General features: G+C 72.4%; 24 protein-coding genes. 12 read left to right on the forward strand and 12 right to left on the reverse strand.

Annotated elements, in window-relative coordinates:
• Positions 1-14: 14 nt before the first annotated feature.
• Positions 15-914: a formyltetrahydrofolate deformylase gene (gene purU / locus ABZY45_RS07335; RefSeq protein WP_356737099.1), complete on the forward strand. Its 900-nt coding sequence runs from the start codon at positions 15-17 to the stop codon at positions 912-914.
• A gap of 132 nt (positions 915-1,046) precedes the next feature.
• On the opposite strand, the gene ABZY45_RS07340 is transcribed toward purU, so the two are convergent.
• Both ABZY45_RS07340 and ABZY45_RS07345 read right to left on the reverse strand, forming a co-directional pair.
• Positions 1,047-2,288 (reverse strand): maleylpyruvate isomerase N-terminal domain-containing protein, encoded by a 1,242-nt coding sequence (locus ABZY45_RS07340; protein WP_356737101.1) that lies wholly within the window; start codon positions 2,286-2,288, stop codon positions 1,047-1,049.
• Positions 2,285-2,866, reverse strand: coding sequence for a sigma-70 family RNA polymerase sigma factor (locus ABZY45_RS07345; protein WP_356737103.1), 582 nt, complete (start codon positions 2,864-2,866; stop codon positions 2,285-2,287). Before ABZY45_RS07345 ends, ABZY45_RS07340 begins: the two co-directional genes overlap by 4 nt.
• Before the next feature lie 285 nt (positions 2,867-3,151).
• Here ABZY45_RS07345 and ABZY45_RS07350 point away from each other — a divergent pair, with 285 nt between their 5' ends.
• The 3 genes from ABZY45_RS07350 (at position 3,152) to ABZY45_RS07360 (ending at position 5,143) form a co-directional block, all read left to right on the forward strand.
• On the forward strand, positions 3,152-3,526 hold the full coding sequence (locus ABZY45_RS07350; RefSeq protein WP_356737105.1) for an STAS domain-containing protein: 375 nt from the start codon (positions 3,152-3,154) through the stop codon (positions 3,524-3,526).
• Positions 3,527-3,608: 82 nt separating this feature from the next.
• Complete coding sequence (locus tag ABZY45_RS07355) at positions 3,609-4,145, forward strand: EF-hand domain-containing protein (RefSeq protein WP_356737107.1); 537 nt, start codon at positions 3,609-3,611, stop codon at positions 4,143-4,145.
• A gap of 545 nt (positions 4,146-4,690) precedes the next feature.
• A complete protein-coding gene (locus ABZY45_RS07360) occupies positions 4,691-5,143 on the forward strand; it encodes an ATP-binding protein (protein ID WP_356737109.1) in 453 nt (150 codons plus the stop codon).
• Positions 5,144-5,178: 35 nt separating this feature from the next.
• Here ABZY45_RS07360 and ABZY45_RS07365 read toward each other — a convergent pair whose 3' ends face one another.
• Complete coding sequence (locus ABZY45_RS07365) at positions 5,179-6,168, reverse strand: helix-turn-helix domain-containing protein (protein ID WP_356737111.1); 990 nt, start codon at positions 6,166-6,168, stop codon at positions 5,179-5,181.
• Between the two features lie 70 nt (positions 6,169-6,238).
• On the opposite strand from ABZY45_RS07365, the gene ABZY45_RS07370 reads away from it, so the two are divergent.
• From ABZY45_RS07370 to ABZY45_RS07380, 3 genes are all read left to right on the forward strand, one after another.
• Complete coding sequence (locus ABZY45_RS07370; RefSeq protein WP_356738712.1) at positions 6,239-6,661, forward strand: DUF2809 domain-containing protein; 423 nt, start codon at positions 6,239-6,241, stop codon at positions 6,659-6,661.
• 61 nt (positions 6,662-6,722) lie between these two features.
• The gene (locus ABZY45_RS07375; RefSeq protein WP_356737113.1) at positions 6,723-8,081 is read left to right on the forward strand and encodes an MFS transporter; all 1,359 of its coding nucleotides are present in this window, start codon (positions 6,723-6,725) and stop codon (positions 8,079-8,081) included.
• A gap of 66 nt (positions 8,082-8,147) precedes the next feature.
• Complete coding sequence (locus ABZY45_RS07380) at positions 8,148-9,059, forward strand: hypothetical protein (RefSeq protein WP_356737115.1); 912 nt, start codon at positions 8,148-8,150, stop codon at positions 9,057-9,059.
• Between the two features lie 24 nt (positions 9,060-9,083).
• On the opposite strand, the gene ABZY45_RS07385 is transcribed toward ABZY45_RS07380, so the two are convergent.
• From ABZY45_RS07385 to ABZY45_RS07405, 5 genes are all read right to left on the reverse strand, one after another.
• On the reverse strand, positions 9,084-10,268 hold the full coding sequence (locus tag ABZY45_RS07385; RefSeq protein ID WP_356737117.1) for an NAD(P)/FAD-dependent oxidoreductase: 1,185 nt from the start codon (positions 10,266-10,268) through the stop codon (positions 9,084-9,086).
• A gap of 96 nt (positions 10,269-10,364) precedes the next feature.
• Complete coding sequence (locus tag ABZY45_RS07390) at positions 10,365-10,949, reverse strand: hypothetical protein (protein ID WP_356737119.1); 585 nt, start codon at positions 10,947-10,949, stop codon at positions 10,365-10,367.
• Positions 10,950-10,959: 10 nt separating this feature from the next.
• Positions 10,960-11,871 (reverse strand): zinc metalloprotease HtpX, encoded by a 912-nt coding sequence (htpX, locus tag ABZY45_RS07395; RefSeq protein ID WP_356737121.1) that lies wholly within the window; start codon positions 11,869-11,871, stop codon positions 10,960-10,962.
• A gap of 69 nt (positions 11,872-11,940) precedes the next feature.
• On the reverse strand, positions 11,941-12,606 hold the full coding sequence (locus ABZY45_RS07400; protein ID WP_356737123.1) for a pyridoxal 5'-phosphate synthase: 666 nt from the start codon (positions 12,604-12,606) through the stop codon (positions 11,941-11,943).
• Between the two features lie 146 nt (positions 12,607-12,752).
• Positions 12,753-13,400 (reverse strand): TetR family transcriptional regulator, encoded by a 648-nt coding sequence (locus ABZY45_RS07405; RefSeq protein WP_356737125.1) that lies wholly within the window; start codon positions 13,398-13,400, stop codon positions 12,753-12,755.
• Positions 13,401-13,822: 422 nt separating this feature from the next.
• Between ABZY45_RS07405 and ABZY45_RS07410 the strand changes: the two genes are divergently transcribed.
• Together ABZY45_RS07410 and ABZY45_RS07415 are read left to right on the forward strand one after the other, a co-directional pair.
• Complete coding sequence (locus ABZY45_RS07410) at positions 13,823-14,626, forward strand: VOC family protein (protein ID WP_356737127.1); 804 nt, start codon at positions 13,823-13,825, stop codon at positions 14,624-14,626.
• Between the two features lie 250 nt (positions 14,627-14,876).
• Positions 14,877-17,237 (forward strand): serine/threonine-protein kinase, encoded by a 2,361-nt coding sequence (locus ABZY45_RS07415; RefSeq protein WP_356737129.1) that lies wholly within the window; start codon positions 14,877-14,879, stop codon positions 17,235-17,237.
• Between the two features lie 11 nt (positions 17,238-17,248).
• Here ABZY45_RS07415 and ABZY45_RS07420 read toward each other — a convergent pair whose 3' ends face one another.
• Positions 17,249-17,917, reverse strand: coding sequence for a hypothetical protein (locus tag ABZY45_RS07420; protein ID WP_356737131.1), 669 nt, complete (start codon positions 17,915-17,917; stop codon positions 17,249-17,251).
• A 302-nt stretch (positions 17,918-18,219) separates the two neighbouring features.
• Between ABZY45_RS07420 and ABZY45_RS07425 the strand changes: the two genes are divergently transcribed.
• Positions 18,220-18,753 carry a hypothetical protein gene (locus ABZY45_RS07425; RefSeq protein WP_356737133.1) on the forward strand — a complete coding sequence of 178 codons (534 nt, stop codon included), beginning with the start codon at positions 18,220-18,222 and terminating at the stop codon, positions 18,751-18,753.
• 128 nt (positions 18,754-18,881) lie between these two features.
• On the opposite strand, the gene ABZY45_RS07430 is transcribed toward ABZY45_RS07425, so the two are convergent.
• From ABZY45_RS07430 to ABZY45_RS07440, 3 genes are all read right to left on the reverse strand, one after another.
• Positions 18,882-19,037: a hypothetical protein gene (locus ABZY45_RS07430; protein WP_356737135.1), complete on the reverse strand. Its 156-nt coding sequence runs from the start codon at positions 19,035-19,037 to the stop codon at positions 18,882-18,884.
• Between the two features lie 200 nt (positions 19,038-19,237).
• Positions 19,238-22,189, reverse strand: coding sequence for a BTAD domain-containing putative transcriptional regulator (locus tag ABZY45_RS07435; RefSeq protein ID WP_356737137.1), 2,952 nt, complete (start codon positions 22,187-22,189; stop codon positions 19,238-19,240).
• Positions 22,190-22,475: 286 nt separating this feature from the next.
• The gene (locus ABZY45_RS07440; RefSeq protein ID WP_003967102.1) at positions 22,476-22,679 is read right to left on the reverse strand and encodes a cold-shock protein; all 204 of its coding nucleotides are present in this window, start codon (positions 22,677-22,679) and stop codon (positions 22,476-22,478) included.
• A 286-nt stretch (positions 22,680-22,965) separates the two neighbouring features.
• Here ABZY45_RS07440 and ABZY45_RS07445 point away from each other — a divergent pair, with 286 nt between their 5' ends.
• Both ABZY45_RS07445 and ABZY45_RS07450 read left to right on the forward strand, forming a co-directional pair.
• On the forward strand, positions 22,966-23,844 hold the full coding sequence (locus tag ABZY45_RS07445; protein ID WP_356737139.1) for a menaquinone biosynthesis protein: 879 nt from the start codon (positions 22,966-22,968) through the stop codon (positions 23,842-23,844).
• Between the two features lie 413 nt (positions 23,845-24,257).
• Entirely contained in the window at positions 24,258-25,916 is a 1,659-nt protein-coding gene (locus tag ABZY45_RS07450) for a serine/threonine-protein kinase (protein WP_356737141.1), read from the forward strand.
• The last annotated feature ends 58 nt before the right edge of the window (positions 25,917-25,974 follow it).

The following is a 25,974-nucleotide window of genomic DNA, read 5'->3' on the forward strand; positions in this document are numbered from 1 at the left end:
GGCACCCTACGGGAATGACCGCGCCGCAGCCTGCCGAATCCGTACCCGCTGCCTCGGACGCCCCCGCCGAGCAGTACGTCCTCACGCTCTCGTGCCCCGACAAGCAGGGCATCGTGCACGCCGTGTCGAGCTACCTCTTCATGACCGGCTGCAACATCGAGGACAGTCAGCAGTTCGGCGACCACGACACCGGTCTCTTCTTCATGCGCGTCCACTTCTCGGCGGACGCCACGGTGACCGTGGACAAGCTGCGGGCGAGCTTCGCCGCGATCGGCGAGGCGTTCCGGATGGAGTGGCAGATCCACCGCGCGAGCGAGCGGATGCGGATCGTGCTGATGGTGAGCAAGTTCGGCCACTGCCTCAACGACCTCCTGTTCCGCTCGCGCACCGGCGCGCTGCCCGTCGAGATCGTGGCGGTCGTCTCCAACCACACGGACTTCGCGGAGCTCGTCGCCTCGTACGGCGTCCCCTTCCGCCACATCCCTGTGACCAGGGAGAACAAGCCGGAGGCCGAGGCGCAGCTGCTGGAGCTCGTGCGCGGGGAGAACGTCGAGCTGGTGGTGCTGGCCCGCTACATGCAGGTCCTCTCGGACGATCTCTGCAAGCAGCTGAGCGGCCGGATCATCAACATCCACCACTCGTTCCTGCCGAGCTTCAAGGGCGCGAAGCCCTACCACCAGGCCCACGCCCGCGGTGTGAAGCTGATCGGTGCGACGGCGCACTACGTCACCGCCGACCTCGACGAGGGACCGATCATCGAGCAGGAGGTCGAGCGCGTCGGGCACGGCGTCACGCCGGACCAGCTCGTCGCCGTCGGACGCGATGTGGAGTGCCAGGCGCTGGCCCGCGCGGTCCAGTGGCACGCCGAGCGGCGCATCCTGCTCAACGGCCGCCGTACGGTCGTCTTCGCCTGACCCGCCTGACCCGCCTGACCCGCCTGACCCGCCTGACCCGCCTGGCCGGGCGGCTCGCAGCGGGGGCGTCCTCGCCCCGAGCCGTCCGGCTCACAGCCACGGCCGTCCGGCTCACAGCCACGGCCGTCCGGCTCACAGCCGGCTGAGGGAGGCCGCGGCGCACAGGACGTCGCGGATCGCCTCGCGGTCGCCCTCCTGGCCCGCCGCCGCCTCGACCGGCGACACGTGCCCGGCCACCAGCCGGCAGAACTCCACGCCGTCGAGGGCGACCTGCGCGACCGTGTGCGCAGGGGAGCCGAGAGCGGCCGGCGAGTCGAGCGCGATGTACCAGTCACCGCCGCCCCGGCCCTCGACCTCCAGGTGCAGCGAGCGGCCCGGCCTGCCCGCCGTGACCAGGTGCCGGGCCGGACCGGCGAGACCTGCGCGGCGGCGTTCGGCGAGGGTGGCGGGCAGCAGCCGGGCCGCGAGGTCGATCATGTCGTGGAGATGGGCGGCGGCGGGGGGCTCGTACGGGTAGTCCACGGCGTCCGCGATGTCGCCGCCGTGCACCCAGCACTCGAAGGCGCGCTCCAGGAGCGAGTCGTGCAGCGGTAGGGCGAAGCCGCCGTAGGGGACGGAGACGTCCGGGACGCCGGCGAACGACACCGTGCGTACGAGGGTGTGGCTCTGGTCACGCCACGGCGCACGGACCGCCCGGGTGGGCGGCCGGTGCGCGGACGCCCAGAACGACTCGGTGCGTTCGGTCGGGGACACCGGCCTGTCGCCCTCGCCGAGCGGATCGTCCAGACCGAGCGCCGTGGACACCAGGCCGTCGACGGCCATCAGGTGGCCGATCACCCCCGCGACCGTCGTCTTGCGGTTCACCTGCCGCTCGCCTTCGAACCACTTCAGCCGCACCGGAGCGTGCCACTCCGAGTCGCCTATGTCCCGCAGCAGGGCGTCGAGCCTGGCGGTCTCCGCGTCGTACGGAGCGGCCCAGGCCGGGACCGGGATGCGGGCCGGGCGGCGCCCCAGACAACCCTCCAGGACCCGGGACCTGAGCATCGGGTCCAGGTCCAGGGTGCCGTCGGTGTGCAGCAGCCCCACGGCGTCGCGCAGTCGCAGCGCCTCGTCGGCGCAGGGGGCGCACGAGGTGAGGTGCTCCTCGACCGCCGCGGTCTCCTCGGCGGAACAGGCGGCCAGGGCCCAGGCGCCGAGCAGTGACGTGAGCACCCGGTGGGAGAACGGCGGGCCGGGCGTGCCCGGTGGCTCCGAGCCGCCGGGTGCCGCGGCGGGGAGGTGCTCCCAGTCGTCGGCGGCTGCCCGGGGGCCGGGTATGCGCCGTTCCACCGGATGCTCGCCGTTGCGGGCGCCGTCGCCCTGGTCCTGGTTCATGGCGTCGGCCCGTAACCGGGAGGCGCGGAATCCGCGGACGGCCGGGTGTCGGCCGTGGAGAGCAGCTGCAGCCCGAGCCGCAGCCGGCGCCTGGCCTCGTCCCCTGTGACACCGAGATCGGAGGCGGCCTGGCGGTAGTCCCGGCGCTGGACGTACGCCAGCTCCAGGGCGGCGCGCAGCGGGGCGGGCATCGAGGCGACGATGTAGTCGGCGCGGGCCGCCGCGGTGGCCTTGAGCACCCGGTGCTCCAGCTCCTCGGACCAGGCCTCGGCGTCCGTGCCCTCGGCCTCGCCGTGCGCGCTGCGGAGCCGGCGTACGGACTGGCGGTGGGTGAGGCGCGCCACCCAGGAGCGCATCGAGCCGTGCTTGGGGTCGTACGCCTCGGGGTTCTCCCAGACGTAGCCGAAGACCTCGCGGGTCACCTGGTCCGCGGCGTCCTCGTCGTCGAGCATCCGGTGGGCCTGGTTGTGCACCAGGGCGGCGAACCGGTCGTAGAGCTCGCCGAGGGCCGCCGCCTCGCCCCGCGCCAGCCGCTGCTGCATGCGGCGGTCCCAGCGCGGTGGTGCGTCCTTCGCCATCGAGCCCCCAGCCCTGTTCCCCTCGTCACGTCGAATGTAGTCGGCGGTATCGGGCGTGCACGCACCTTTGTGGCAAGTACGTCCCCCGAGCGGCCCCGAATGATAAGGAATGCACGACGCATTGCCGTTTCCTGACCGGGTAAACGATCCTTGAGCGATCATTTCTGGATGAATCGCTCGCCGGCGATGCGCGGAACGGTGTTTCGCGGGAGCTCACGGGGGCAGGCGCGAGGGGGAACGGTAACTTCCGGATCCTCCGGACCCCCGGACGAGAGGCCGAGACGCGTGACGCTGAAGGTGGACGAGACCCAGCAGGACGCGTGGACGGTGCTGCGCATCCACGGCGAGCTCGACCTCGTCAGTTCGCCCGTCGTGCGCCAGTCGGTCCACCGCGCGGTGGCCGCGGGCCGGCACGAGGTGGTCCTCGATCTCTCCGGTGTCTTCTTCTGCGACTCCAGCGGTGTGAACGTCCTGATCGCGTCCCGCCGTCTCATGAAGTCCTGCGGGGGCAGGCTGCGGCTGATCCTCCCGGCCCGCGGGGCGGTGGACGGCTCGCACGTCAACAAGGTGCTCGGCGCCCTGGGGGTACGCCGCCTCTTCGAGGTCTACCCCGACGCGGACACGGCGACCGACGAGGAGTCCACCCCACTGACGGCCTGACGCGCCGGGGCGGAGCGAGGTTGTGACAGCCCCGGTGGGAGTTGGTGACACGTGACCCCGGCCGGCGACGTACGCTCCCCGCATGGACAGCGCAGAGTACGAGCGCAAGATCGCTCACCGCTTCGCCGCCTTCGACCAGGACGGCAACGGCTACATCGACCGCGCCGACTTCAACGCCGCCGCGGCCCGTCTGCTCACCGAGTTCGGTACGACGGCCCGCTGCGACAGAGGCCAGGCGCTCTACACGGGTGCCGAGGCGTTCTGGCAGGGAATGGCGGGCATCGCCGACGTGGACGGGGACCAGCGTGTCACCCGGGAGGAGTTCGTCGGCGGGGCGGTGAAGCGGCTACGGGACAACCCCGATCGCTTCGCGGAGATCGCGCGGCCCTTCCTGCGGGCGGCGCTCGCCGTCGCAGCGGGATCGGACCCCGAAGGCGCGGCGCCCGCCTCGGCCCCCGTCGCCGCGGTGGAGCGCGCCCTGCGGGTGCTGGGAGCCGCGGACGACATCGCCGGCCTGGCGGCCAGGAGCCTGGACACCGATCAGGACGGCCGGATCGCGGAGCCGGACGCCGTCGCGGCCTTCTCCGCCTACTTCACGGTGCTCGGACCGGACGCGTAGGCCACAACACGCCCGACGGAGTGCCCAGTTCAGCTCCTTCCGTGGCCCGGCCCCCGGCGTGCGCGCGCCGGGGACCGGTTCCGGGTCGTGGGAGGTCGAAGGCCTCCGGGGGCGTACGGAAGGTGGACCCCGGGTGACGCAGCGCATCCGGTGACCCGATGCGCCCCGGGGGCGGTCTGTCACCGGGCGGAGTCACGCCGCCCGCCTCGGGTACGCTCCGTGGGATGCGAGCGGTACTGGAACGGGAGGATCCGGGTGTGGCCCGAGCGGGCGCCCCGGTCGGCGAACGGTGCCCTGCTCGCGGCCCACGGAGCTGCGCCGGGCCTGCCGGAGGCTTGGCCCCCGCGCCGTCGACGCGCTCCTGTTCGACTCTCCGCAGCACGCGTCGCACAGTATGGACCACGCGTACTCCTTCGCGCTGGAATATGCCCGAAGCGCTTGTTGCGGTGACTGTACGTCAACCATGCTGTCTTGCAGGGGAGTCACGTTCCGTGACCCTGAGGAGGCGCTAGGCGATGTGTCCGCCGGTTCGGATGGTGTGAGCGGTGCAGGTGCTTCAGGTTCAGCTGGAGGTCGGGCCGGATCCCGCAGAGGTGGGGCGGGCCCGCAGATGGGCGCGGTCGCGACTGATCGGGTCCGGGTTGGAGGATGACGAGCCGCTCGCGGAGACACTGATCCTGCTGATCTCGGAGCTCGTCACCAACGCGGTGGTCCACACGGGCTGTCCGGCCGTGCTGCGGATGCTGTTCGGTGCGCAGGGCTCCGCGGGGACCGTCCGGGTCGAGGTGGCCGACAGGAGCACCCGCCCGCCCCAGCCGCGTCACGCGGAGGGCGAGGACACCGGCGGCCGTGGGCTGGAGCTCGTGGACGGCCTGGCGGACCGCTGGGGCTGGCAGCCGGAGGGCGCCGGGAAGAGGATCTGGTGCGAGGTGGACCGCTGCGGCCCGGTGATGGTGCCGGTGATCCAGGAGCAGCCCGGTGACCGGGCCTGCCTCTGAGGGGCCTGCCCTTCGGCCGCCTGCTCGGCGCCTGCTCAGCGCCCCGCGACTTCTGACCGGAACGTCCGCCGGTAGACCGTGGGCGACACCCCCAGCGCGGCCTGTACGTGCTGCCGCAGGGAGGTGGCCGTGCCGAAGCCGGCGTCGCGTGCCACCTGGTCGATCGACAGGTCCGAGGACTCCAGGAGCTGCCGCGCCCGCTCCACCCGCTGCTGGGTGAGCCACTGCCCCGGGCTGACGCCGACCTCCTCGCGGAAGCGCCGGGTGAAGGTGCGCACGCTCATGGACTCCCGCTGTGCCAGGTCGCGCAGCAGGATCGGCTGCTCCAGCCGCCCCAGCGCCCAGGCCCGCGCGCCCGTCGTGGTGGCGGACCGCGGTTCGGGCAGGGGCCTTTGGATGTACTGCGCCTGGCCGCCGTCCCGGTGCGGGGGCACGACCGTGCGGCGGGCGACGTCGTTGGCGACGGCGGTGCCGTGGTCACGCCGCACGATGTGCAGGCAGAGGTCGATCCCGGCGGCCACCCCGGCCGAGGTCAGGACGTCCCCGTCGTCGATGAACAGGACGTCCGGGTCGACGCGGACCTGCGGGAAGAGCCGCTGGAAGTGGTCTGCGGAGGCCCAGTGCGTGGTGGCGGGGCGCCCGTCGAGGTATCCGCCGGCGGCGAGGGCGTAGCCGCCCGTGCAGATGGCGACCATCCGGGTCCCGGGCCTGATGAACGCGAAGGCGGCGGCCAGTTCGTCGGTGAGCCGTCCCTCCTCGTACACGGGCCCCAGTTCGTAGGAGGCCGGCACGACGACGGTGTCGGCGGCGGCCAGCGCCTCGGGGCCGTGCTCGACCATGATGCTGAAGTCGGCGTCGGTGCGGACCGGGCCGGGCGGGCGCACGGAGCAGGTCACGATGTCGTACACCGGTTCGTCCTCGCCGGGCGGCCCCGGCTTCCGGGCGCGGCCGAAGATCCGCTGGGGGATGCCCAGTTCGAAGGGGATCACCCCGTCGAGGGCGAGTACGGCGACGCGATGGCGCATCTGGGCCCCTGCTCTCCCACGCGTTGGATGTGTCGGCTGCGGACTGATAAACGTACCGGTCATGCAGGAAATGCCGAGTGCTCGTCCAGCCATTCCCCGCGAGGCCGTGGTCCGTGCGACGGCGGGGGCGGCGGCGGTCGTGACCGTGGCGGCCGGCCTCGGTGTCCGCGCGACGGCGGGCGGGGACGTGGCGAAGTACGCGGGCGACGCCCTGTACACGACACTGATCCACATCCTCGTCACGCTCCTCGCGCCGAGGGTCCGGCCCTCGGTGGCGGCGGGCATCGCCTTGGCCGTCAGCTGGGCGGTGGAGCTGGCCCAGCTGACGGGGGTACCGGCCGAGTTGGCGCTCCGCAGTACGGCCGCGCGGCTGGTGCTCGGCTCGACGTTCAACGCGCCGGACCTGTTCTGGTACGCGGTGGGGGCCGGTGCGGCCTGGGCCGGCCACAGCCGTCTCATGGCCCGGAGTGCAGCGAGGCGGGTCCGGTCCTGATGGCCCGATCCCTGCGAAGGGTGTCCGCTCAGCCACTCGTGCGGGGACGGCCGCCGACCGGATGCTGAGCGGCGTGAACCGCACACCCGAAAGCGCGAACGCCGAGACCGCGAACGCCGAGAGCGCGACCACCGAGAGCGCACCGCCCCTCTCCCCCCGGCCGCGTATCCACCGCGCCTGGATCGTCGCCGCCGTCACCTTCGTGACGATCATCGGCGGCGCCGCCTTCAACTCGCTCCCCGGCCTCCTCATCGACCCCCTCCACACGGAGTTCGGCTGGTCACGCGGTGAGATCGGGCTCGCCGTCTCCATCGACATGGCGCTGTACGGGCTCACCGCGCCGTTCGCCGCCGCGCTGATGGACCGCTTCGGCATCCGCCGGGTCGTGGTCGTCGCGCTCAGCGCGGTGGCCGCAGGTGCGCTGGCGAGCGTCTGGATGACGGCGTCCTGGCAGCTGATGCTCTACTGGGGCCTGCTCGTCGGTCTGGGCACCGGCTCGATGGCGATGGCCTTCTCGGCGACCGTCACCAACCGCTGGTTCGTGGCCCGGCGCGGTCTGGTGACCGGCATCCTGACCGCGGCCGGTGCCTCCGGGCAGCTGGTCTTCCTCCCGCTGTGCGCCTGGATCGTGGACGAGCACGGCTGGCGCCCCGCCTCCGTGACGGTCGCCCTGGCCGCGCTCGTGGTCGTCCCCTTCGTATGGCTCCTGATGCGCGACCACCCGGCCGACGTCGGCCTCGCCCCCTACGGAGGTGCGTACGCGGAGAAGCCGCCGCCCGCGACGGGCGCCGCGACCCGCGCCGTACGCGTCCTGGTCGACGCGGCCCGCACCGGCCCGTTCTGGCTGCTGGCGGGTTCGTTCGCCATCTGCGGCGCGTCCACCAACGGCCTGATCCGCACCCACTTCGTCCCCTCGGCGCACGACCACGGCATGGAGATCACCGCGGCGGCCTCGCTGTTCGCCGTCATCGGGATCTTCGACGTCATCGGCACGATCTTCAGCGGCTGGCTCACCGACCGCTTCGACGCCCGCCGGCTGCTCGCCGTCTACTACGCGCTGCGCGGCATCTCGCTGCTGTTCCTGCCGATGCTGATGGCGCCGGCGGTGCACCCGCCGATGGTCTTCTTCATCGTCTTCTACGGCCTGGACTGGGTCGCCACCGTGCCGCCGACCCTCGCCCTCTGCCGTGAGCAGTACGGCGAGGACAGCGCCATCGTCTTCGGCTGGGTCCTGGCCTCGCACCAGGTGGGGGCGGCCGTGGTCGCCTTCCTCGGCGGCGTGGCACGAGACGTGACGGGCTCGTACGACCTCGTCTGGTACGCCTCCGGGGCCCTGTGCGCGACGGCGGCTCTCATGGCTCTGGTGATCCGCCGCAAGCGAGAGCCGGTGCAGGACGCGGTGGGAGCGGCGGCCCGCTGACGCCGGCCCGGGACGGCCCGCTACGGTGACGTCCCGTCATTGGGCGGGCGTTGGGGGAGGGCTTCGATGGGACCGGGGAAGAGGAACGGCAGATCCGGGGCCGTGCGGCCGGACGGCACGGTGGCCATGGTGGTCTGCGCCTCTCAGCTGGGCGCGCTGCTCATCGGTACCACGGTGATCCAGCTGGGCCGCACGGACGAGTACGGAAGACCGGCCGGCTCCGCGCTCGGCCTGCTGTTCGTGGTGGTCCTCGCCCCTCCGCTGCTCCTCGTGCTGGGGGTGGCCCACACAGTCCTCGTGACGATGCCGGCCGACCTCCTGGCCGGTGCGGCGGCCCGGCGGGCGCCCGGCGGACAGGGGGAGTGGCAGGCGGTGTCCGCCCTCGTCCTGGGGGTGCTCTACGCGATACCGGTGGCGGCGGCGGGCGCCCCGTACCTCCATGCCGCGGGCTGGATCGCGGGAAGTGCCGTGCTGCCGCTGCTGGGGGTGGCCCTCCTCCGCCGGGCCGAGCGGAGGCGAGGACGGCCGCCCGGCCGAGGCGCCGTGTGGCTGGCCTCCCTGGCCGCCGGGCTGCTGCTCGTGGTGCTCTCCGTGGTGGCCTGTGCGCTCACGCTCGCCACGGGGCTCGTGGGGGACTACACGGCACCGCAGCTCGGTGAGGGACAGATGCACGGTGTCTGGCGGAGTGAGGAGGACGGGCTGACCGAGATCAGGCTGGCCGGGGACGGCCGGGCCGAACTGACCGGTGTGCCGTACGAGTCCGGGTTCGAGGAGATGTCCTGCGACGGCGGGAGCTCGTGGACGTACCGGCCCGGGGACGGTTCGGCCGGCGGTGCGGTCGAGCTCGCGCCCGTGGACCCGGCCTGCCCGGCGATGAGCTGGACGGTCGGCGGCACGGAGAAACGGCCCGAGCTGTACGTGCTGTTCGGGGCCCCGGACGCCGGTGACGTCCGCGTCCTCGTCAAGGAAGCGCCCTGATGCCCCGCCGGTGGCCCATCTCCGTCAGTGCCTGCCCAGGCGCGAGGCGATCTTCCGGGCGTCCAGGGCGATCTCACGGAGCATGCCGCTGATGGGGTTGGTGAAGCCGGTGAAGTAGAGGCCCGGGGCGTTGTCGGGTGTGCGGGCGCCGTGCACCACGGGGCGGCCCCCGGGGCCCAGTACGCCGAGGTGGCCCACCAGCGGTTCCAGCGAGCGTTCGTAGCCGGTCGCCGCGATCACCACCTCCGGGGTGAGCCGGGTGCCGTCGGCCAGCACCACCGCGTCCCCGTCGAAGGACTCGACGGCGGCCACGGGGACCACCCGGCCGCTCTTCACCGCGTCGATCAGGCCCACGTCCTGGATCGGGACGGCACCCTCCTTCACCCGGCTGTACAGGCCGGTGTCGGGCCTGGGCAGGCCGTGTCCGGAGAGGTCGGGCACGGCGACACGGCTCAGCAGGCGCGCGGCGGCGTCGACCAGGCGCACCGGCAGCCTGCGGACCAGGACGGCGGTCCCCTGCGCGGGCCAGCCCGCCGTCGAGCGGCGCACGATGTGCGGGGCCGTGCGGACCGCGATCCGTACCCGGGAGGCGCCTCCCTCGGCCAGGTCGACGGCGATCTCCGCCCCGGTGTTGCCGATGCCGACCACGAGGACGTCCTTGCCCGCGTACGGGGCCGGGGTGCGGTAGTCCGCGGCGTGCAGCAGCTCCCCGGTGAAGCCCTCGCGGCCGGGCCACGTGGGTATCCGCGGGGTGTGGTTGAAGCCGGTGGCCACGACGACCGCGCGTCCGGTGAGCATGCGCCCGCCGGTCGCGCTCAACTGCCAGCCGCCGCCGTCCGGCGCCGGGTCGATCCGGGACACCTCGACGCCCGTCACGACCTCCAGCTCGTGGTGGACGGCGTACTTCTCCAGGTAGCGGACCATGTCCTCGCGCGAGACCCAGCGGCCGAAACGGCGCGGCATGCGCAGTCCCGGCAGTGCGGACCACCGCCGGGTGGTGTGCAGGTGCAGCCGCTCGTAGTGACGGCGCCAGGACGCCCCCACGTGCTCGGACTTCTCCAGCACCACCGCCCGGACACCCTGCTCCCGCAGGGCCGCCGCGGCGGCGAGACCGCCCGGCCCGCCGCCGATCACGTAGACCGGCCGGCCGTCGGTCCGGTCGATGGAGGCGGGCAGGGGGGTACCGGAGGTGGAGGTGCGTTCGGGCATGCTTCGGAGCGTAATAGGACATGGACATGATGGGTCCCGGTTCGGGTGGGAATCGGTTGCGAAATGATCACGGATGCCCGGTCGCGGAGGGTGAACTCAGAGGCCGGGCGCGCCCCATACCGGAAACCAGCGCGAGAGATCGCCCTCCAGCCGCAGATCGTCACCGAGGGCGGCGCGGACCTGGAGCTCCAGCTGGTTGTCGCGCTTCTCGCCGCCGCCCGGCGCCGGGGCGAACGGGTAGAAGGTGCCCCGCTTGTAGAGGTAGACCAGGGCCAGCGAACGCCCCTCCGGGTTCCGGAAACCGATCATCGAGCAGAGCAGATGGGGGCCGAACCCGCCGTCCCGCAGCAGGGTGTTGACCGCGTGCAGGTCGTTGACCAGCGCGGCCGTGTCATCGGGCTCCTGACGGGCGAGCAGCCAGGTGTAGCCGTAGGTGTCCCTGCTGAACTCCACCGGGATCCCGCCCCGCGCCGTGTCAGCGTCGAGCAACTCCCGCACGTCCTGCCGGACACGGGCGAACGCGCCGCCCTCCACCCCGGCGAAGCACACCGAGCCGAGCCCTGTCGGGGCGAAACTTGTCCCCGCCCGGAGGGTCAGCGCGGCGGACGGCACGGCGAACAGCTGGTCGAGGTCGGGGCGTACGGGTCCGGCGCGCCCCAGGATGCTGTCGAGCAGGCCCACGGAAGGCTCCTCACGGACGGGACAGGCCGGCGGAGATGCGTGCCAGCTGGTCCAGACGCTGTTCGAGGGTCGGGTGCGAGGAGAGCAGCCGGCCGAGGCTCTCCCGGGCGGCGAAGGCGGGCACGAAGTAGAAGGCGTTGTACGGCTCGGCCTTCCGCAGGTCCTCCGTCGGGATCCTGGCCATCTGCCCGCTCACCTTGGTCAGGGCCGACGCGAGCGCTGACGGCCGGCCGGTGAGCAGGGCGGCCGTACGGTCGGCCGAGAGCTCGCGGTAGCGGGAGAGCAGCCGGGTCAGCAGGAAGCTCAGTGCGTACACGACCGCGCTGATCAGCGGGATCAGCATGAGGATGACGCCCGCCGGGTCGTTGCCCCTGCTGTTGCGGGCGAAGCCGCCCCACAGGGCGATCCGGGTGACGATCCCGGCGAGGACCCCGAGGAACGACGCGATCGTCATCACGGCGACGTCGCGGTGCGCCACGTGCGACATCTCGTGGGCCAGGACGCCTTCGAGCTCCTCCGGCTCCAGCCTGCGCAGCAGCCCGGTCGTGGCGCACACCAGCGCGGTCTTCTCGCTGCGCCCGGTCGCGAAGGCGTTCGGCACGTCGCTCCGCGCGACGGCCACCCGGGGCTTGGACATGTCGGCGAGGGCGCAGATGCGGTCGATCGCGCCGTGCAGCTCGGGCGCCTCCTGCGGCGTGACCTCGCGGGCGCCCATCCCGTACGCGGCGATGCGGTCGCTGAACCAGAACTGCGCGACGAACAGTCCGCCCGTTAGGGCCAGGATCACCGGCCACGCGCCGCGCAGGACGGCGAGGAGCACGCCCACCAGGACCACGTACAGCAGACCTATGAAGAACATGGTGCTCACCATGCGGGTGGTCAGGCCGCGGTCCGGGGCGTAGCGGGAACGGGATCGTGCCATGGGGGGCCTCCAGCGTTCATCTGCCTCCCATGATGCTCCTCCGCCGAGAAAACGGGATGAAAGGTGCTTTCACGGCCAGAGGAGCTCGTGCGCCCAGTCCGCCCCCTCGCGCCGGTAGCGCAGCCGCACGTGCCGACGCCGTGCGTCCCCCTGGAAGAACTCGACCTCCCGCGGCTCGACCACGTAGAGCGTCCAGGTCTCCGCCTCCGCGTCCGGCTCGGCCCGCGCCCGCTCCCAGGCGGCCTCGGAGGCGCGTACGAGATCGTCGTACGCGGGCAGCACCTCGCTCTGCGAACCCGTCAGTGCGGAAGCGAGGGCGCCCGTCGACCTGGCCCGCAGATCCGCCCGGCTCTCCTCGCGGCTCGCGGGGGTGACGGGCCCGCGCACCCGCACCTGGCGGCCCTGGGCGGGCCAGTAGAAGCCGAGGGCGGCGTACGGCCGGGCGGCGAGCTGCCGGCCCTTCGCGCTGGTCGCGTGGGTGGCGAAGTGCCAGCCGCACCCGTCCGCGTCGTGCAGCATCAGCGTCCGCACATCGGGCAGACCCTCCGGGTCCACCGTCGCGAGGGTCATGGTGTGCGGCTCGGTCTGGCCCGCCGCCACCGCCTCGGCGAACCAGGTGTGGAAGAGGGTGAGGGGATCGGCGGGGGCGGAGGCCGGGTCGAGGCGGGGGAGGGGCGCGTCCCAGACACGCTGGGTGTGGAGCAGGTCCCTGAAGGCCTTCTGCGCATCGTTCATGGTCCCCATTCCACAGCCTCGCGCAGGGTGCGGAAAGCGCCGACGGCGGACCACAGGGGTGGTCCGCCGTCGGTGAGACAGGACGCGGGGAAGCGCGGAAGCCCGCGGTGCCCGGCTGGATGCGGTGGGGTCGGGGCTGCCGGGGCCTACCTGACCGGCTTCTTGCCGGTGATGCCCAGGTGGACCAGCAGCGCGAGGTTCGGGCGGAGTTCGGCCTGCTTGACGCCCCAGGTGGTGAAGCCCTTCTGGTGCGAGGCGACCCCGGCCATCATGACGACCAGGGAGCCGGCCACCGCCGCGGGGCTGACGTCCTTGTCCACCTTGCCCTTGGCCTGGAGCTCCTTGACGGACTCGGTCAGGGAGCCGGTGACGGAGTTCAGGACCTTCATGCGGATCTTGTAGAACCGCTTGTCGCCCTCGGCCGCGCCGAGGTCGACGACGCGGAGGATCGCGTCGTGACGCCGCCAGAAGTCGAGGAATCCCTCGACGAGTTCTTCGGAGCTCTGCCAGCCGGCCTTGCCGACCCAGGAACGGCCGCTGACCAGTTCGGTCAGTCCGGCTCCCTCCTTGGCCATTTCCTCCGCGAGTTCGAGAACAGCGCCCTCGACATCGGGGAAATACTGGTAGAAAGTCGCGGGTGAAGTCCCCGCCTTCCGGGCGACGTCGATGACTTTGACGTCCCGGTACGGCGAGGAGCTGAGCATCTCGCTGAGGCAGTCGAGCAGCTTCTGCCGCGTCGCCTGACCTCGCCGACCAGCCACGCGGCCGTCGACGGTGCGTACTTGTCCTGTCATGCCGTCAGCTTACCGAGGGGTGATCCGAGCGCGATTTGGCCGACTGCAAATGGGGAACGGCCCAGGGCGTGCGCAGCGGACAGCGCATTTCCCGGTGTTGTGGAAGCCGGATATCCGCGGGCGTAAAGCGCTATTCAATTGCGCTACCGGACTGCGCCGGAGGTGCCCCGGAGTGATCGTGTTATCAACAGCCTGTGGATAACTTCGGTGGACAACCCTCGTCCACCAGGCCGGGATGCCTTCACGATTCGGGCAAAAGTTCTATTCGGCCTCCCCGGGGCGCGCCGCGCGGCGCCCGACGCTACGTTGAGTGTGACGGGCGTCACCGTCGACCTCGCCGTGGTCCGCAGCGATCCACAGCCCCCCGTGGCGAGGGCAGCGCGGCAGCGGCGTCCCCTCCCCGCGACGGAAGGACCCGGGTCATGGCCGTATTCGCGCAGTCGGCGCCGTGCTGGGTGGATGTCCAGCTCTCCGACCTGGAGGCGGGCAAGCGCTTCTACGGCGGACTGTTCGGCTGGACCTTCCACGCGGGCGACGGCATGCCCTTCGCGGACGCGTACAGCGACGGCGCGCTCGTGGCCGCGCTCGCCGCGAAGCAGGACGGCCGGATGCCCACGACCTGGGGCGTCTACTTCTCCACCGACGACATCCTCGCCACCGTCGCCCTGATCCGTGAGGCGGGCGGCCAGGTGATCACCGACCCGGTGCGGGCCGAGCGGGCCGGTGTCCTCGCCCAGGCCGCCGACCCGGGCGGCGCGGTCTTCGGACTCTGGCAGGCGGGTGACCGCCCCGGCTTCGAGAAGCAGAACGCGCCGGGTGCCTTCTGCTGGACCGAGGTCTACACCCGGCAGCCCGAACGTGTGGACGCCTTCTACGAGCAGGTCTTCGGCTTCCAGGGGACCGACATCGAGCTGCCGGGTTCCCCGGACGGGGCGCGGGAGGCGGAGGCCTTCCGCGTGTGGTCTCCCGCCGGGACCGAGCCCGGGGAGGACACCGCGATCGGGGGACGGGCCCTCATCACGGACGCCTTCCCCGAGATGATGCCCAGTCACTTCCTCACCTACTTCGCGGTCGCCGACTGCGTCCGCACCGCCGAGACCGCCGTGCGCCTCGGTGGCCGGATCACGGCCCCGCCCATGGACATCCCGTACGGGCGGACGGCCGTCCTCCAGGACGACCAGGGTGCGGCTTTCGCCGTGCTCCAGCCGACCGAGCTGCTGCCCTAGCCGGCAGGCCGCTCCGTGACCGGCCGAGCCGCACCGTGGCCGTCCGTGCTTCCGCAGGTGGCCGGAAGGTGTCCTGAAAGGGGTGGACTGCCACAAGACACCCGGATCTGCCCCCGGGTTCGCAACCGGGCCCCGAGCCAGGAAGAATCAGGGTGCGCACCGCCAGGTGGTGCCCAGTGGTGAGACGCTGCACAGGGCGGGATTTCGCGGGCTTCTGTTCCTGAGGTCCGTACGGGGAGGTGGCAGGCAAGTGGAGCAGCTGACGCAGCATGACCCGAGGCGGATCGGCCCGTTCGAGGTGCTGGGACGGCTCGGGGCCGGCGGCATGGGGCTGGTCTATCTCGCCCGGTCGGCGTCGGGCCGGCGGGTGGCGATCAAGACCGTTCGTACGGAACTGGCCGAGGACCAGCTGTTCCGGGTCCGCTTCACGCGTGAGGTGGAGGCCGCACGCGCGGTCAGCGGCTTCTACACGGCCGCCGTGGTCGACGCGGACCCCCGGGCGGCCGTGCCCTGGCTGGCCACCGCCTACGTCCCTGCCCCCTCGCTCGAGGAGATAGTGAGTGAGTGCGGGCCGATGCCGACGCAGGCCGTGCGCTGGCTGGCCGCCGGGATCGCCGAGGCCTTGCAGTCGATCCACGGGGCCGGTCTCGTCCACCGCGACCTGAAGCCGTCCAACGTCCTCGTCGTCGAGGACGGGCCGCGGGTGATCGACTTCGGCATCGCGTCCGGCGTCTCCAACACCCGTCTGACGATGACGAACGTCGCGGTGGGCACGCCCGCGTACATGTCTCCGGAGCAGGCCCGCGACTCCCGCAGCGTGACGGGCGCGAGCGATGTCTTCTCGCTCGGCTCGACCCTGGTCTTCGCGGCCACCGGCCACGCGCCCTTCCACGGCGCGAACCCGGTCGAGACCGTGTTCATGCTGCTGCGCGAGGGCCCCGACACCGAGGGGCTCCCCGACGACCTGCGCCCGCTCATCGAGTCCTGCATGCAGATGGACGCGGCCCGGCGGCCCAGCCCGGCGGACCTCCAGGCCCAGCTGGCTCCGCACCTGTTCGCCTCCGGCAGCGACGACAGCGGCACGGCGTCGGCCTGGCTGCCGACCGCCGCGACCGCGATGATCGAGCAGCGCCGCGGCGGCGGCCGTACCGTCGCCGTCGCGCCGGCCCCGGTCGTCGTGCCGCCGCCTCCCTCCCGGCCGCCGCGGGGTGCCGACCAGGACGGCTCGTGGCTCGGCGGCGACCTGCGGACAGCGCCGGCCCCCGCCCCCGACGGCGGGCCCGTGCGGCTGGCGGGTGCCAAGGTGCCGATCGGCCCCGGGCCGCGCCCCGTGGATGTCAGAGGGCCCGCCGCCGCGCACGCCGACCCGGCGACCGGCTGGGTCCGCCCGCCCGGAGGCCGGACCGGAGCCGTGGCGCCCACCGCTCCGGTGCCCGCCCCCGCGCAGGCCCCGGACGCGGCACCCGCCGCCCCCGAGCGCTGGCGGCCCTGGCGTTTCCGCATGTCGAACGACGTCTGGGGCACGCCCGTCGTCGTCGGTGACCTGCTCTACGTGACGTCCTTCGAGGTCCACGCGCTGGACGTGAGCAACGGCAGGCGGCAGTTCAAGACCCGCGACGTCGCCTGGTCGATGACCGTCGACGGCGGCCGGATCCACGCCTCCGACGGCCCGTCGCTGTACGCGCTGGACGCGGCGACCGGCGCCGAGCGGTGGCGGCTCGGCACCGACGCATGGGTGTACGCCCTCAAGGCCGACCGGGGCACCGTCCTGACGGCGACGCGGGGCGGCGGCGTACAGGCGTGGGAGGCGTCCAGCGGCGAGAAGCTGTGGGAGACCAGCGGTGTCCAGACGGACTTCGAGACCTCGGAGGCCGGGCCCGTCATCCACCAGGGCACGGTGTTCCTGTGGCAGGACGCCCGGCTGCGGGCCGTCGACGCCCGCACCGGTGCGGAGCGGTGGTCGTACCCCGTCGGCGACGCGGCCTCCTGCGGAGGTGTCCCGGTCCGGGTGACCCCTGCGCCCGACGGCTTCGTGTACGTCGCCGCGGGCACCCGGGTGCTGGCCGTGGACACGGTCTCGGGCCGGGTGCGCTGGCACTTCGAGTCACCGGCGGTCTTCCTCTCCCCGCCCGCCTTCGCCCCGGGGCCGGCGGTCACGGGCGGCGGGGTCTACCTCGCGGACTACCTCGGCACCGTGTACGCCCTGGACGCCTCGACCGGCAAGGACCGCTGGCGCATCGCGACGGAGGCCAGGCAGTCCGTCGAGCCCGTGCTGGTCACGGGGGGCAACGTGCACGTCGGCAGCGGCAGCGCGCTGTACACCCTGGACGCGGTGACCGGCACGCCCAAGTGGCGTTTCGCGGCCGGCGGCGACGTGATCGGCACACCGGTGGTCGCGGACGGCCGGGTCCACTTCGGCTCCGCGGACCATGTGCTGTACACCCTGGACGCGGCAGGCGGCCAGCTCCGCTGGAAGCTGGCCACCGGCGGCGAGATCACCGGCTCCCCTGTGGCGCAGGCGGGTGTCGTGTACGCGTGCAGCAAGGACCGCTGCGTGTACGCCCTGGACGCGCTGAAGGGTACGGGGACGGGCAACAGGGCCAGGACCTGACCGACCCGCTCTCAGGGGTGAGGCGGGTGGTACCGGTCCCGGTCCTGCCCCTCGTCCCGCGGGTCGTCCTGGACCGGGTACCGGGCGGTGTCCTCGTCCTCGGGGGACGCACGGTGGCGACCAGGCCCGGTGTACGGACGCGCCTCGGGTTCCGGGCCGGGGGACGTCTGCGCGGCCGGACCCGGCTCCTGCGTCGGAGGCCAGGTGTCCGGACGGTCGTCCGGCGGTACGGGATACGGCTCGGCGGTGCGGTCCGCACGGGCCGCCCGCTGTCGCCCGGACATCAGCAGCGCGCCCAGCAGAAGCAGGATCCCGCCCGCCAGCGCCTGCGCCACGCCCCAGCGGAGCCCGGATTCGCCGCCGTCGACCGTCAGGCTCCCCACGGCCTGCCCCACGCGGACCATCCACAGCACGGTGAAGGCGAGCACGATCAGGCCGGCCAGTGCCACCACCCAGCGGCTGCGGAGCACGACCCCGACCAGCGTCACCAGGGCGGCGAACAGGAAGGGCAGCAGGATCGAGCCCATCACGGACGACGAGACCTCGGTGATGCCGGCGAACGGGTCCTGGACGCGGTAGTCCCGGCCCAGGCGGCTGTTGTACCAGCTGTGGAAGGGGCTCTGCACGGCGGCCGCGGCTCCTACGAGAGCGACGACGGAGCCGAGGACATTGCGAATCATCGACAGCCTCCCGGGCCATGGCGCACGGCTGTGCGCACCGCTCCCCGAATCGACGCTACGCCTGGCCGATCAGCCCTGCCATCGGAGGCCGGAGGAAGGCCGCGGAGGAAGGCCGGAGGAAGGCCGGACGCGGACACAGGAGGCGCGGGTGGGAGCAACTGCCGACCGGGCGGAGGCCATGACGAGACCGTGACAGGGCCATGACGGAACCATGGGCATGCGTCCGGAATGCTGTGCGTTACGTTGTCGCGCGGCCGTGCGACGGCCGGAGGAAGCCGATCACGACGAGGGGGGCTGCAACGATGGTGCGGCGACAGATGAGGTTCGCGGCGGTACTGGTCGTGGTGGTGCTCGCACTCACCGGATTCTCGACGTCCAGCCATGGCGGCAAGAGCGGGAAGAGCCGCAGCAGTGGCTCCAGCGGTGGCGGCGGGTGCTCGAACTCGAAGAAGAGCAACGGCAGTTACCACGACTACGACGACGACTACGACGACTACGACAGCTCGTCCGGCTCGTCCGGCGGCTCGTCGAACGCGACCCCCAGCCCCACCGCCTCGGACGCCCCGGAGATCCGCGTCATCCGCTGCGCCCAGCCCAAGAAGGGCAAGCGCAAGGCGGTGACCACGTCCACGATCGAGATCCGCTCGACCGTGTACGGCACACAGACGTACGACGTGGACGTGACGTTCGTGGACGCCAAGGGCCTGACGGTCGACACGGGCGAGGCCACGGTCGAACTCGACTACGACGAGACGCGGACCCTGAGCGTCAAGATGGACAGCCCGCGCCTGGTCTCCCGCGTCAAGCGCTGCCTGGTCACGGCCGAACCCATGTGACCGAGCGGGGCCGCCACGGTGCACGGCACCCGCCGCCCGGCGTGATGCCGGGCAGCGGGCGCGGACGTGCAGTGGCCGCGGCGGCTCCCCCTCCGCGCCGCCGCGGCCACCCCCCGTGCGGGTGAGGTCTACTTGGCAGGCTCGGACGTGGCGTGCTGGTCGAGGGTGGTGATCTCCTCGCCCGTCGCGTGCTGGTCCTGCGTCGTGATCGGCGTCTCCGCCTCGCCGGTGGCGTGCTGGTCGGCCGGCTTGAAGATCGGGTCCTGCTTGCTGGCGTCGGCCATGATGGTCAACTCCCTCTCTGCACTGCACGATGGGTTTGCGAGGCCCGTCCGGCTGTTCCCCCGTGGACTGCCGGACGGGCCTCTTGGGGCCGTTCACCCTAGTGGCACGGCCGCTGTCGCCCCCGTCTGCCCCCCGACGCGACGGATCGACAGGCATGAGCATGCAGGGCAGCGATAAACGAACGATGAACGCCCCGTTTTCAGGCGGCTGCCGCAGGTGACAGGAGTGACCGGACCTCGGCCGCCTCCGGTGAGGCGAGCTCCTCGTAGATCGCGAGCGCTTCGGCCCAGCAGACCTGGGCGCGGCCGGTCTGGCCGATTCCGGAGAGCGCCCGGCCCAGGACGGTGAGCACGTTGCCCCGGCGCCACTCCCCGCCGATGCCGCGAAGGACCGTGAGGGCCAACTCGGCGTACTGGGCGGCCTGGGCAGGCCGGCCCGAAGCGAGGTCGACCTCGGCGAGCCTGAACAGCGCCATGCCCTCCCACAGCCGCTGCCGGCTGTCACGGAATATGGCCAGGGCCTCGTTCAGCTGCTCCGCCGCCGCCGCGGGCTTTCCGCTCTGGGTGAGCGCCATGCCGAGGGCGTAGCGGCCGTTGGCGCCCCTCAGCGCGTGGCCGAGGGAGTCGTAGATCTCGATGCCCGCCGTAGCCAGGGTGATGGCACTGTTCGTCCGCCCGGTGGCGAGGTGGATGCGCGAGAGATTGCACAGGGCGCTGGCCTCGCCGGGGCGGTTGTCGTCGCTCCGGAACGCCTCGATCGCCTGGTTCAGGAACGTCTCGCCGTCCGCGTGACGGTTCTGGTACAGCGCGATGATCCCCCGGGCGTTGGACGCCCAGCACGCGGGCAGCCGGTCGTCGACCGTTCCGGCGAGCCGCAGGGCTTCCTGGGCCTCACGGTCCGCGTGGTCGAACCGCCCGGCCAGCTGGTGCACGTTGGCCAGCGACATGACGGCGCGCCCCTCCGCCCGGGGGTCGCCGCACGCCCTGGAGGCCTCCCTGACGGTCATCGCGACCGCCTCGTACTGCTTCGAGTTGGCGCCCGACTCGCCCAGGTCCAGGGCGGCGTAGAGAAGGTCGACGGCGCGCGCCAGGGTGGCCGGGCGAACCGACTGGCGCACGCACGCCAGCAGGTTGGTCGCCTCGGCGTACAGCCAGTCCAGCGCCGAGTGCCGGTCCGCGAAGGTGAGCCCGGCGTGTTCCGTCGGCTCCAGGTGGTCCACCAGACGGTCGCCCGGCCGCTCCAGCGCGTACACGCCCGCGGCCGTCGCCAGGTAGAAGTCCAGCAGCCGCGACAGCGCCAGTTCCGTCTCCACCGGGGGCTGTTCGTCGCGCTCCGCGCACGCACGCGCGTAGAGCCGCACCAGGTCGTGGTAGCGGTAGCGGCCCGGGGCCGCCGACTCCAGGAGGCTGGTGTCGACCAGGGACTCCAGGAGGTCCTCCGCCGTGTGGAGGTCCAGGTCGAGGAGCGCGGCCGCGGCAGCGAGGGAGATGTCCGGGCCGTCCGCCAGGCCCAGGAGGCGGAAGGCGCGGGCCTGGGGCGGCTCCAGCTGGCCGTAGCCGAGCTCGAAGGTGGCCTTCACCGCGAGGTCACCGGCCTGGAGTTCGTCGAGCCGGCGGCGTTCGTCCGCGAGCTTCGCGGCCAGCACCGAGACCGTCCAGGTGCGGCGGGCGGCCAGCCTGGAGGCGGCGATGCGGATGGCCAGCGGGAGGAAGCCGCACGCGGCCACCACGTCCAGGGCGGCCTCGCGCTCGGAGCGGACGCGCTCGTCGCCGACGATGCGCGTGAAGAGCTGGAGTGCCTCCTCGGGCGACATCACGTCCAGGTCCACGAGATGCGCCCCGGCCAGGTCGACCATGCGGACCCGGCTGGTGACCAGCGCCGCACAGCCCGCCGTGCCCGGGAGCAGCGGCCGGATCTGGGCCGCGTCATGGGCGTTGTCGAGCAGGACCAGGACACGGCGGCCGTCGAGGGTGGAGCGGTAGAGGGCGGCCCGCTCGTCCAGGGAGTCCGGGATGGCGGAGTCCGGCGTGCCCAGGGCGCGCAGGAACGAGCCGAGTACGGTCTCGGGTTCGGCGGCCCGGCCGCCCGCCCCCTGGAGGTCCACGTACAGCTGACCGTCCGGGAAGTGCGGACGTGCCTGGTGGCCGACGTGTACGGCGAGGGTGGTCTTGCCGACTCCGCCGATGCCGGCCAGCGCCGAGACGGCCATGACGGAGCCCTCGGCGGTGGCGAGCCGGGCGCCCAGTTCGCGTACGAAGGACGCGCGGCCCGTGAAGTCCGGGACGGTGGCCGGGAGCTGGGCGGGGCGGAGCGGCGCGGAGGCGGGCTCGTCCGCGGGGCGGGCCAGTTCCTCGTCCGCCTGGAGTATCCGCTGCTGGAGCTGGGCGAGTTCGGGGCGCGGGTCGACGCCGAGCTCGTCCGCCAGCAGCCGCCGGGTGTCGGCGTACACCGCGAGGGCCTCGGCCTGCCGGCCGCTGCGGTACAGGGCGACCATGAGGAGTTCACGCAGCCGTTCGCGCAGCGGATGCGCCGCGGTGAGGGCGGTCAGTTCGGAGACGGCCTCCGCGTGGCAGCCGACCTCGAGGTCCAGGTCGAGACGGGTCTCGGTGAGCTGGAGGCGCCATTCCTCCAGGCTGGTGCGCTGGTTCTCCGCGTACGGGCCGGGGAGCGAGGCGAGCGCCTCGCCGTCCCAGAGGCCGAGCAGCTTGCTGATCAGCGTGCGCGCCTGACCGCGATCGCCCCTGCCGCGGGCCTTCTCCGCCTGGACGGCCATGTCCTGAGCGACGGTCAGGTCGAGGGCCGAACGGGGGATCCGGACGGCGTAGCCCCCGGACTCGCTGACCAAGGTGTCCTGGCCCAGGGTCTTGCGGAGCCGGGACGCGTAGGTCCGTACGGTGGCCAGTGCCTGGGACGGGGGGTCGTCGCCCCAGAGGGCGTCGATGAGTTCGGCCGCCGTGGCCGTACGGCCGTCGCGCAGGAGGAGGGCGGCCAGCAGGGCCCGTTGCTGCGGTGACCCTGACGGCAGAAGTTCGTTGTCACGCCATGCGCGGACCGGGCCCAGCACGGTGAAGCGCAGGCCGGCGCCGGCCGCCCGTTCCCGTGGAGCGCGTGGCTCCGGTACGCGCACGCCGGGCCCGTCGTCGCGGTCCATGTTGCCCCCTGTCCTGCTTGCCCCGCCGGTCCTGCTGACCCCGCCCTGCTCCGTACCGCTGGTATCGCGGTCAACAGTCTGCCTTGTTATGGGCGGGCTCGTCAGTATCGGGTGACGCTCTGCACAGGCCCTCGACAATGATCGGAGGCGGGGGACACGTCCGGGACGGCGGCGTGTGGCCGGTGGGGTGCGTGGGAAAGGGCAGGAGCCCCGCTCCTCCGCCGAAGCGGAGGAGCGGGGCTCCTTGGGTAATGCTCACTCGGCCGCGATCGGCCGACCCGGGCAACTAGGCCGGGGTGACGTTCTCAGCCTGCGGACCCTTGGGTCCCTGAGTGACGTCGAAGTTCACGACCTGGTTCTCCTCGAGGGAGCGGAACCCGGACGCGTTGATCGCGGAGTAGTGGACGAAGACATCCGGGCCGCCGCCGTCCTGGGCGATGAAGCCGAAGCCCTTTTCAGCGTTGAACCACTTGACGGTTCCGGTAGCCATAAGCCCTCCTTGGGCCAAAGGGTTGCCCTGCTCCAGAACCTGCAAACAAGTCTGAAAACTACAAAAGCCTGCGGGTTACATGCTCCGCAGGCTCTGTACTGCAAGGGAAACCAAACTGCAACTTGCGAAAGAGCCTAGCACGCAGTCCACAGGGAGCGGTAGAGGGAAAGATCACTTCACCCGGATGTTTGATTGAGCCGCCGGAGAGGTGACGTACAGGGCCCCCGGAAGGCGGTCGGGGCGCCCCGATGACACCCGTCGGCGGGCACGGGTCTAGCCTCGCGATGTGGACAATTCAACCGTCTCTCCCGCAGAAGGCGACGACCGTCGCAGCAGGCCGCGCGTCGGCCACATCCAGTTCCTGAACTGCCTCCCCCTCTACTGGGGCCTGGCACGGACCGGAACCCTGCTCGACCTGGAGCTCTCGAAGGACACCCCGGAAAGACTCAGTGAGCAGCTGGTCAGGGGGGATCTGGACATCGGTCCCGTCACCCTGGTCGAGTTCCTTCGCAACGCCGACGACCTGGTCGCCCTGCCCGACATCGCCGTGGGCTGTGACGGCGACGTCATGTCCTGCGTGATCGTGTCCCAGCTCCCCCTGGAGCAGCTGGACGGGGCCCGGGTCGCCCTCGGCTCGACCTCGCGGACCTCCGTGCGGCTGGCTCAGCTGCTGCTCGCCGAGCGGTTCGGGGTCACCCCCGACTACTACACCTGCCCGCCGGACCTCGGCCTGATGATGCAGGAGGCCGACGCGGCCGTCCTCATCGGTGACGCCGCGCTGCGCGCCAATCTGCACGACGCCCCCAGGCTCGGGCTGCAGGTCCACGACCTGGGCCGGATGTGGAAGGAGTGGACGGGGCTGCCCTTCGTCTTCGCCGTTTGGGCGGCCCGCAAGGACTACCTGGCGTCACACCCCCACTACGTCGAGAAGGTGCACGAGGCGTTCCTCGCCTCCCGTGACCTCTCGCTGGAGGAGGTCACCAAGGTGGCCGAGCAGGCCGCGCGCTGGGAGGCCTTCGACGCCGAGGTGCTGGAGCGTTACTTCACCACCCTGGACTTCCGCTTCGGTCCGGACCAGCTGGCGGGTGTGCGCGAGTTCGCCCGGCGTACGGGGCCGACGACCGGGTTCCCCGCCGACGTGAAGGTCGAGCTGCTCGGCGGCTGACATGTCCGCGCTCGGGAATGGTGCGGCAAAGAAGATGAATGTTGCACCTTCCCGGGCCCTTCCCCGGTCCTTCTCCGGCCCTTCCCTGGTCCCTCTCCGGAGGCGGCCCTTTAGTGGGGACGCGCAGCTCGGGCATTCCGTTCCGGGGAAAGGGTGTGAATGTCCGGAGTTCTGTCGAGGAGTCCCGTCCGTGGCGCGCGGACGAATAGGGGATGTCTCCCGGAACGCCTTCCGGTATCCCGGTGGTGAACGCCCGATAGGCGCGGTTGACCGGCGTATTCGCGCCTTTCGGTGTGGCGAAATCCCTGCTTCGTGCCCATAGGGGCGAAATCGGTGGAAGGGGTGTCGGTGACCATGAGGGCCCGGCGCCCTAGGCTGCGGTCCGAGTCCCGGGGTCCACAGGGGGAGACCGTATGCAGCCGCTGGAAGCCGGCGAACCGCACACCATCGGTGCCTACCGGTTGCTCGGCAGGCTCGGCGCCGGCGGTATGGGCCGGGTCTATCTCGGCCGCAGCGCGGGCGGCCGTACCGTCGCGGTCAAGGTCGTCCACCCCCACTTCGCCCTCGACGAGCAGTTCCGCGCGCGGTTCCGGCGCGAGGTGGAAGCCGCGCGCCGCCTCGGCGCGCAGTGGACGGCCCCGGTCCTGGACGCCGACCCCGACGCGGCAGTGCCCTGGGTGGCGACCGGTTACGTGGCCGGGCCGCCGCTGTCCGACGCGGTCACCCGCCACGGGCCGCTGCCCGAGTACGCCGTACGGACCCTGGGGGCCGGGCTCGGCGAGGCGCTCGACGCCGTCCACGCGCACGGCCTCATCCACCGCGACGTGAAGCCCTCCAACGTCCTGCTCGCCCTGGACGGCCCCCGGCTGATCGACTTCGGCATCGCCCGGGCCCTCGGCGCCACGATCTCCCTCACCTCCACCGGGGTCTCCGTCGGCTCGCCCGGCTACATGGCACCTGAACAGATCCGGGGCCTGGACATCTCCGGCGCCGCCGATGTCTTCTCGCTGGGCGCGGTCCTCGCGTACGCGGCGACCGGTACGGCGCCCTTCCCGGGCGACTCGTCCGCCGTACTCCTCTACAAGGTGGTGCACGAGGAACCCGAACTCGGCGAGCTGGAGGGCGAACTGCGGGAGCTCGTGGCCGGGTGCCTCGCCAAGGACCCCGCGGCACGGCCCGCCCCCGCCGAACTCGCCCGCAGGCTCGCCCCCGGAGGGGCGGCCACCCTGGTGGCCCCGGGCTGGCTGCCGGGCCCCCTCGTGCGCGAGGTCAGCCGGTCGGCGGTCGCCCTGCTGGACCTGGAACCGCAGGACGCGCCGGTGCAGTCGGGTCCCGTGCCCTTCAGCAACGCCTCGATGGGGAGCGCGCCGCCCGGCACCTTCGGGCCGCCCCTGCCGCCCCCTCCGTCCGAGCCGCCGGAGAAGCATGGCTCCGGCGCCCGGGTCGCCGTCACCATGGACTCCGGCCCGGGGTCCGGCACACGCCGGGGGCGGCGCGTCAGCTGCACCGTCGCGCTGGCCGTCGCCGGCGCCCTCGCCGTGGTGACCTTCGGCGCCGTGACGATGGGGGATCTCTTCGGCAGCGACAGCGGCGGCGGGAACGGCCACGGCAACGACGCCGCGCAGCCGCCGGCGTCCAGCGGGCCGAAGGACCCCGCCGGCACCACGCCGCCGGGGACCCCCGCGGCGTCCGCACCCGTGAGCGCGCTGCCCAAGGCCTTCGCCGGTACCTGGAAGGGCCCCGCGACCGAACGCGGCGGAGCCCCGCACGGCACGGTCACCGCGGTGTTCACCGAAGGGAGGAAGGGCGAGGACGTGGTCCGGCTCTCGTACCGCTTCGACGCGCTCGGGACCAGCGTCGTCTGCAAGGGGATCGGCAAGCTCGTCACCGGCACGGCCACCGAGCTCAGGATCCGGGAGCGGGTCGACCCGGACGCCCGCGGCGGCGCCCTGTGCACCGGCGGCGAAGCCGACCTCGACTTCACCCTCACCTCGGGAGGCACCCTGCTCTACGAGTCCCACGAGGAGGCGGCGGGCACGCCGAAGGGCACGCTCACCCGGTCCGGAGACTGACCCCGGCAGGGGCTGGCGTAGGCTGGATCGGTCCGTGGAACAGCAGAAGAACCGCCGA

The sequence above is a fragment of the Streptomyces sp. NPDC006516 genome, from assembly GCF_040611875.1.
In the GTDB taxonomy this organism is placed as follows: domain Bacteria; phylum Actinomycetota; class Actinomycetes; order Streptomycetales; family Streptomycetaceae; genus Streptomyces.

What these genes read in the sequence shown, in the direction of transcription:
- ABZY45_RS07420 (WP_356737131.1), bottom strand. Translation starts at nt 17,917, where the DNA reads ATGATTCGCAATGTCCTCGGCTCCGTCGTCGCTCTCGTAGGAGCCGCG.
- htpX (WP_356737121.1), bottom strand. Translation starts at nt 11,871, where the DNA reads ATGGCACGATCCCGTTCCCGCTACGCCCCGGACCGCGGCCTGACCACC.
- ABZY45_RS07370 (WP_356738712.1), top strand. Translation starts at nt 6,239, where the DNA reads ATGCCGAGTGCTCGTCCAGCCATTCCCCGCGAGGCCGTGGTCCGTGCG.
- ABZY45_RS07435 (WP_356737137.1), bottom strand. Translation starts at nt 22,189, where the DNA reads ATGGACCGCGACGACGGGCCCGGCGTGCGCGTACCGGAGCCACGCGCT.
- ABZY45_RS07365 (WP_356737111.1), bottom strand. Translation starts at nt 6,168, where the DNA reads ATGCGCCATCGCGTCGCCGTACTCGCCCTCGACGGGGTGATCCCCTTC.
- ABZY45_RS07380 (WP_356737115.1), top strand. Translation starts at nt 8,148, where the DNA reads ATGGGACCGGGGAAGAGGAACGGCAGATCCGGGGCCGTGCGGCCGGAC.
- ABZY45_RS07410 (WP_356737127.1), top strand. Translation starts at nt 13,823, where the DNA reads ATGGCCGTATTCGCGCAGTCGGCGCCGTGCTGGGTGGATGTCCAGCTC.
- ABZY45_RS07400 (WP_356737123.1), bottom strand. Translation starts at nt 12,606, where the DNA reads ATGAACGATGCGCAGAAGGCCTTCAGGGACCTGCTCCACACCCAGCGT.
- ABZY45_RS07450 (WP_356737141.1), top strand. Translation starts at nt 24,258, where the DNA reads ATGCAGCCGCTGGAAGCCGGCGAACCGCACACCATCGGTGCCTACCGG.
- ABZY45_RS07385 (WP_356737117.1), bottom strand. Translation starts at nt 10,268, where the DNA reads ATGCCCGAACGCACCTCCACCTCCGGTACCCCCCTGCCCGCCTCCATC.
- ABZY45_RS07340 (WP_356737101.1), bottom strand. Translation starts at nt 2,288, where the DNA reads ATGAACCAGGACCAGGGCGACGGCGCCCGCAACGGCGAGCATCCGGTG.
- ABZY45_RS07355 (WP_356737107.1), top strand. Translation starts at nt 3,609, where the DNA reads ATGGACAGCGCAGAGTACGAGCGCAAGATCGCTCACCGCTTCGCCGCC.
- ABZY45_RS07375 (WP_356737113.1), top strand. Translation starts at nt 6,723, where the DNA reads ATGCTGAGCGGCGTGAACCGCACACCCGAAAGCGCGAACGCCGAGACC.
- ABZY45_RS07345 (WP_356737103.1), bottom strand. Translation starts at nt 2,866, where the DNA reads ATGGCGAAGGACGCACCACCGCGCTGGGACCGCCGCATGCAGCAGCGG.
- ABZY45_RS07425 (WP_356737133.1), top strand. Translation starts at nt 18,220, where the DNA reads ATGGTGCGGCGACAGATGAGGTTCGCGGCGGTACTGGTCGTGGTGGTG.
- purU (WP_356737099.1), top strand. Translation starts at nt 15, where the DNA reads ATGACCGCGCCGCAGCCTGCCGAATCCGTACCCGCTGCCTCGGACGCC.
- ABZY45_RS07405 (WP_356737125.1), bottom strand. Translation starts at nt 13,400, where the DNA reads ATGACAGGACAAGTACGCACCGTCGACGGCCGCGTGGCTGGTCGGCGA.
- ABZY45_RS07440 (WP_003967102.1), bottom strand. Translation starts at nt 22,679, where the DNA reads ATGGCTACCGGAACCGTCAAGTGGTTCAACGCTGAAAAGGGCTTCGGC.
- ABZY45_RS07430 (WP_356737135.1), bottom strand. Translation starts at nt 19,037, where the DNA reads ATGGCCGACGCCAGCAAGCAGGACCCGATCTTCAAGCCGGCCGACCAG.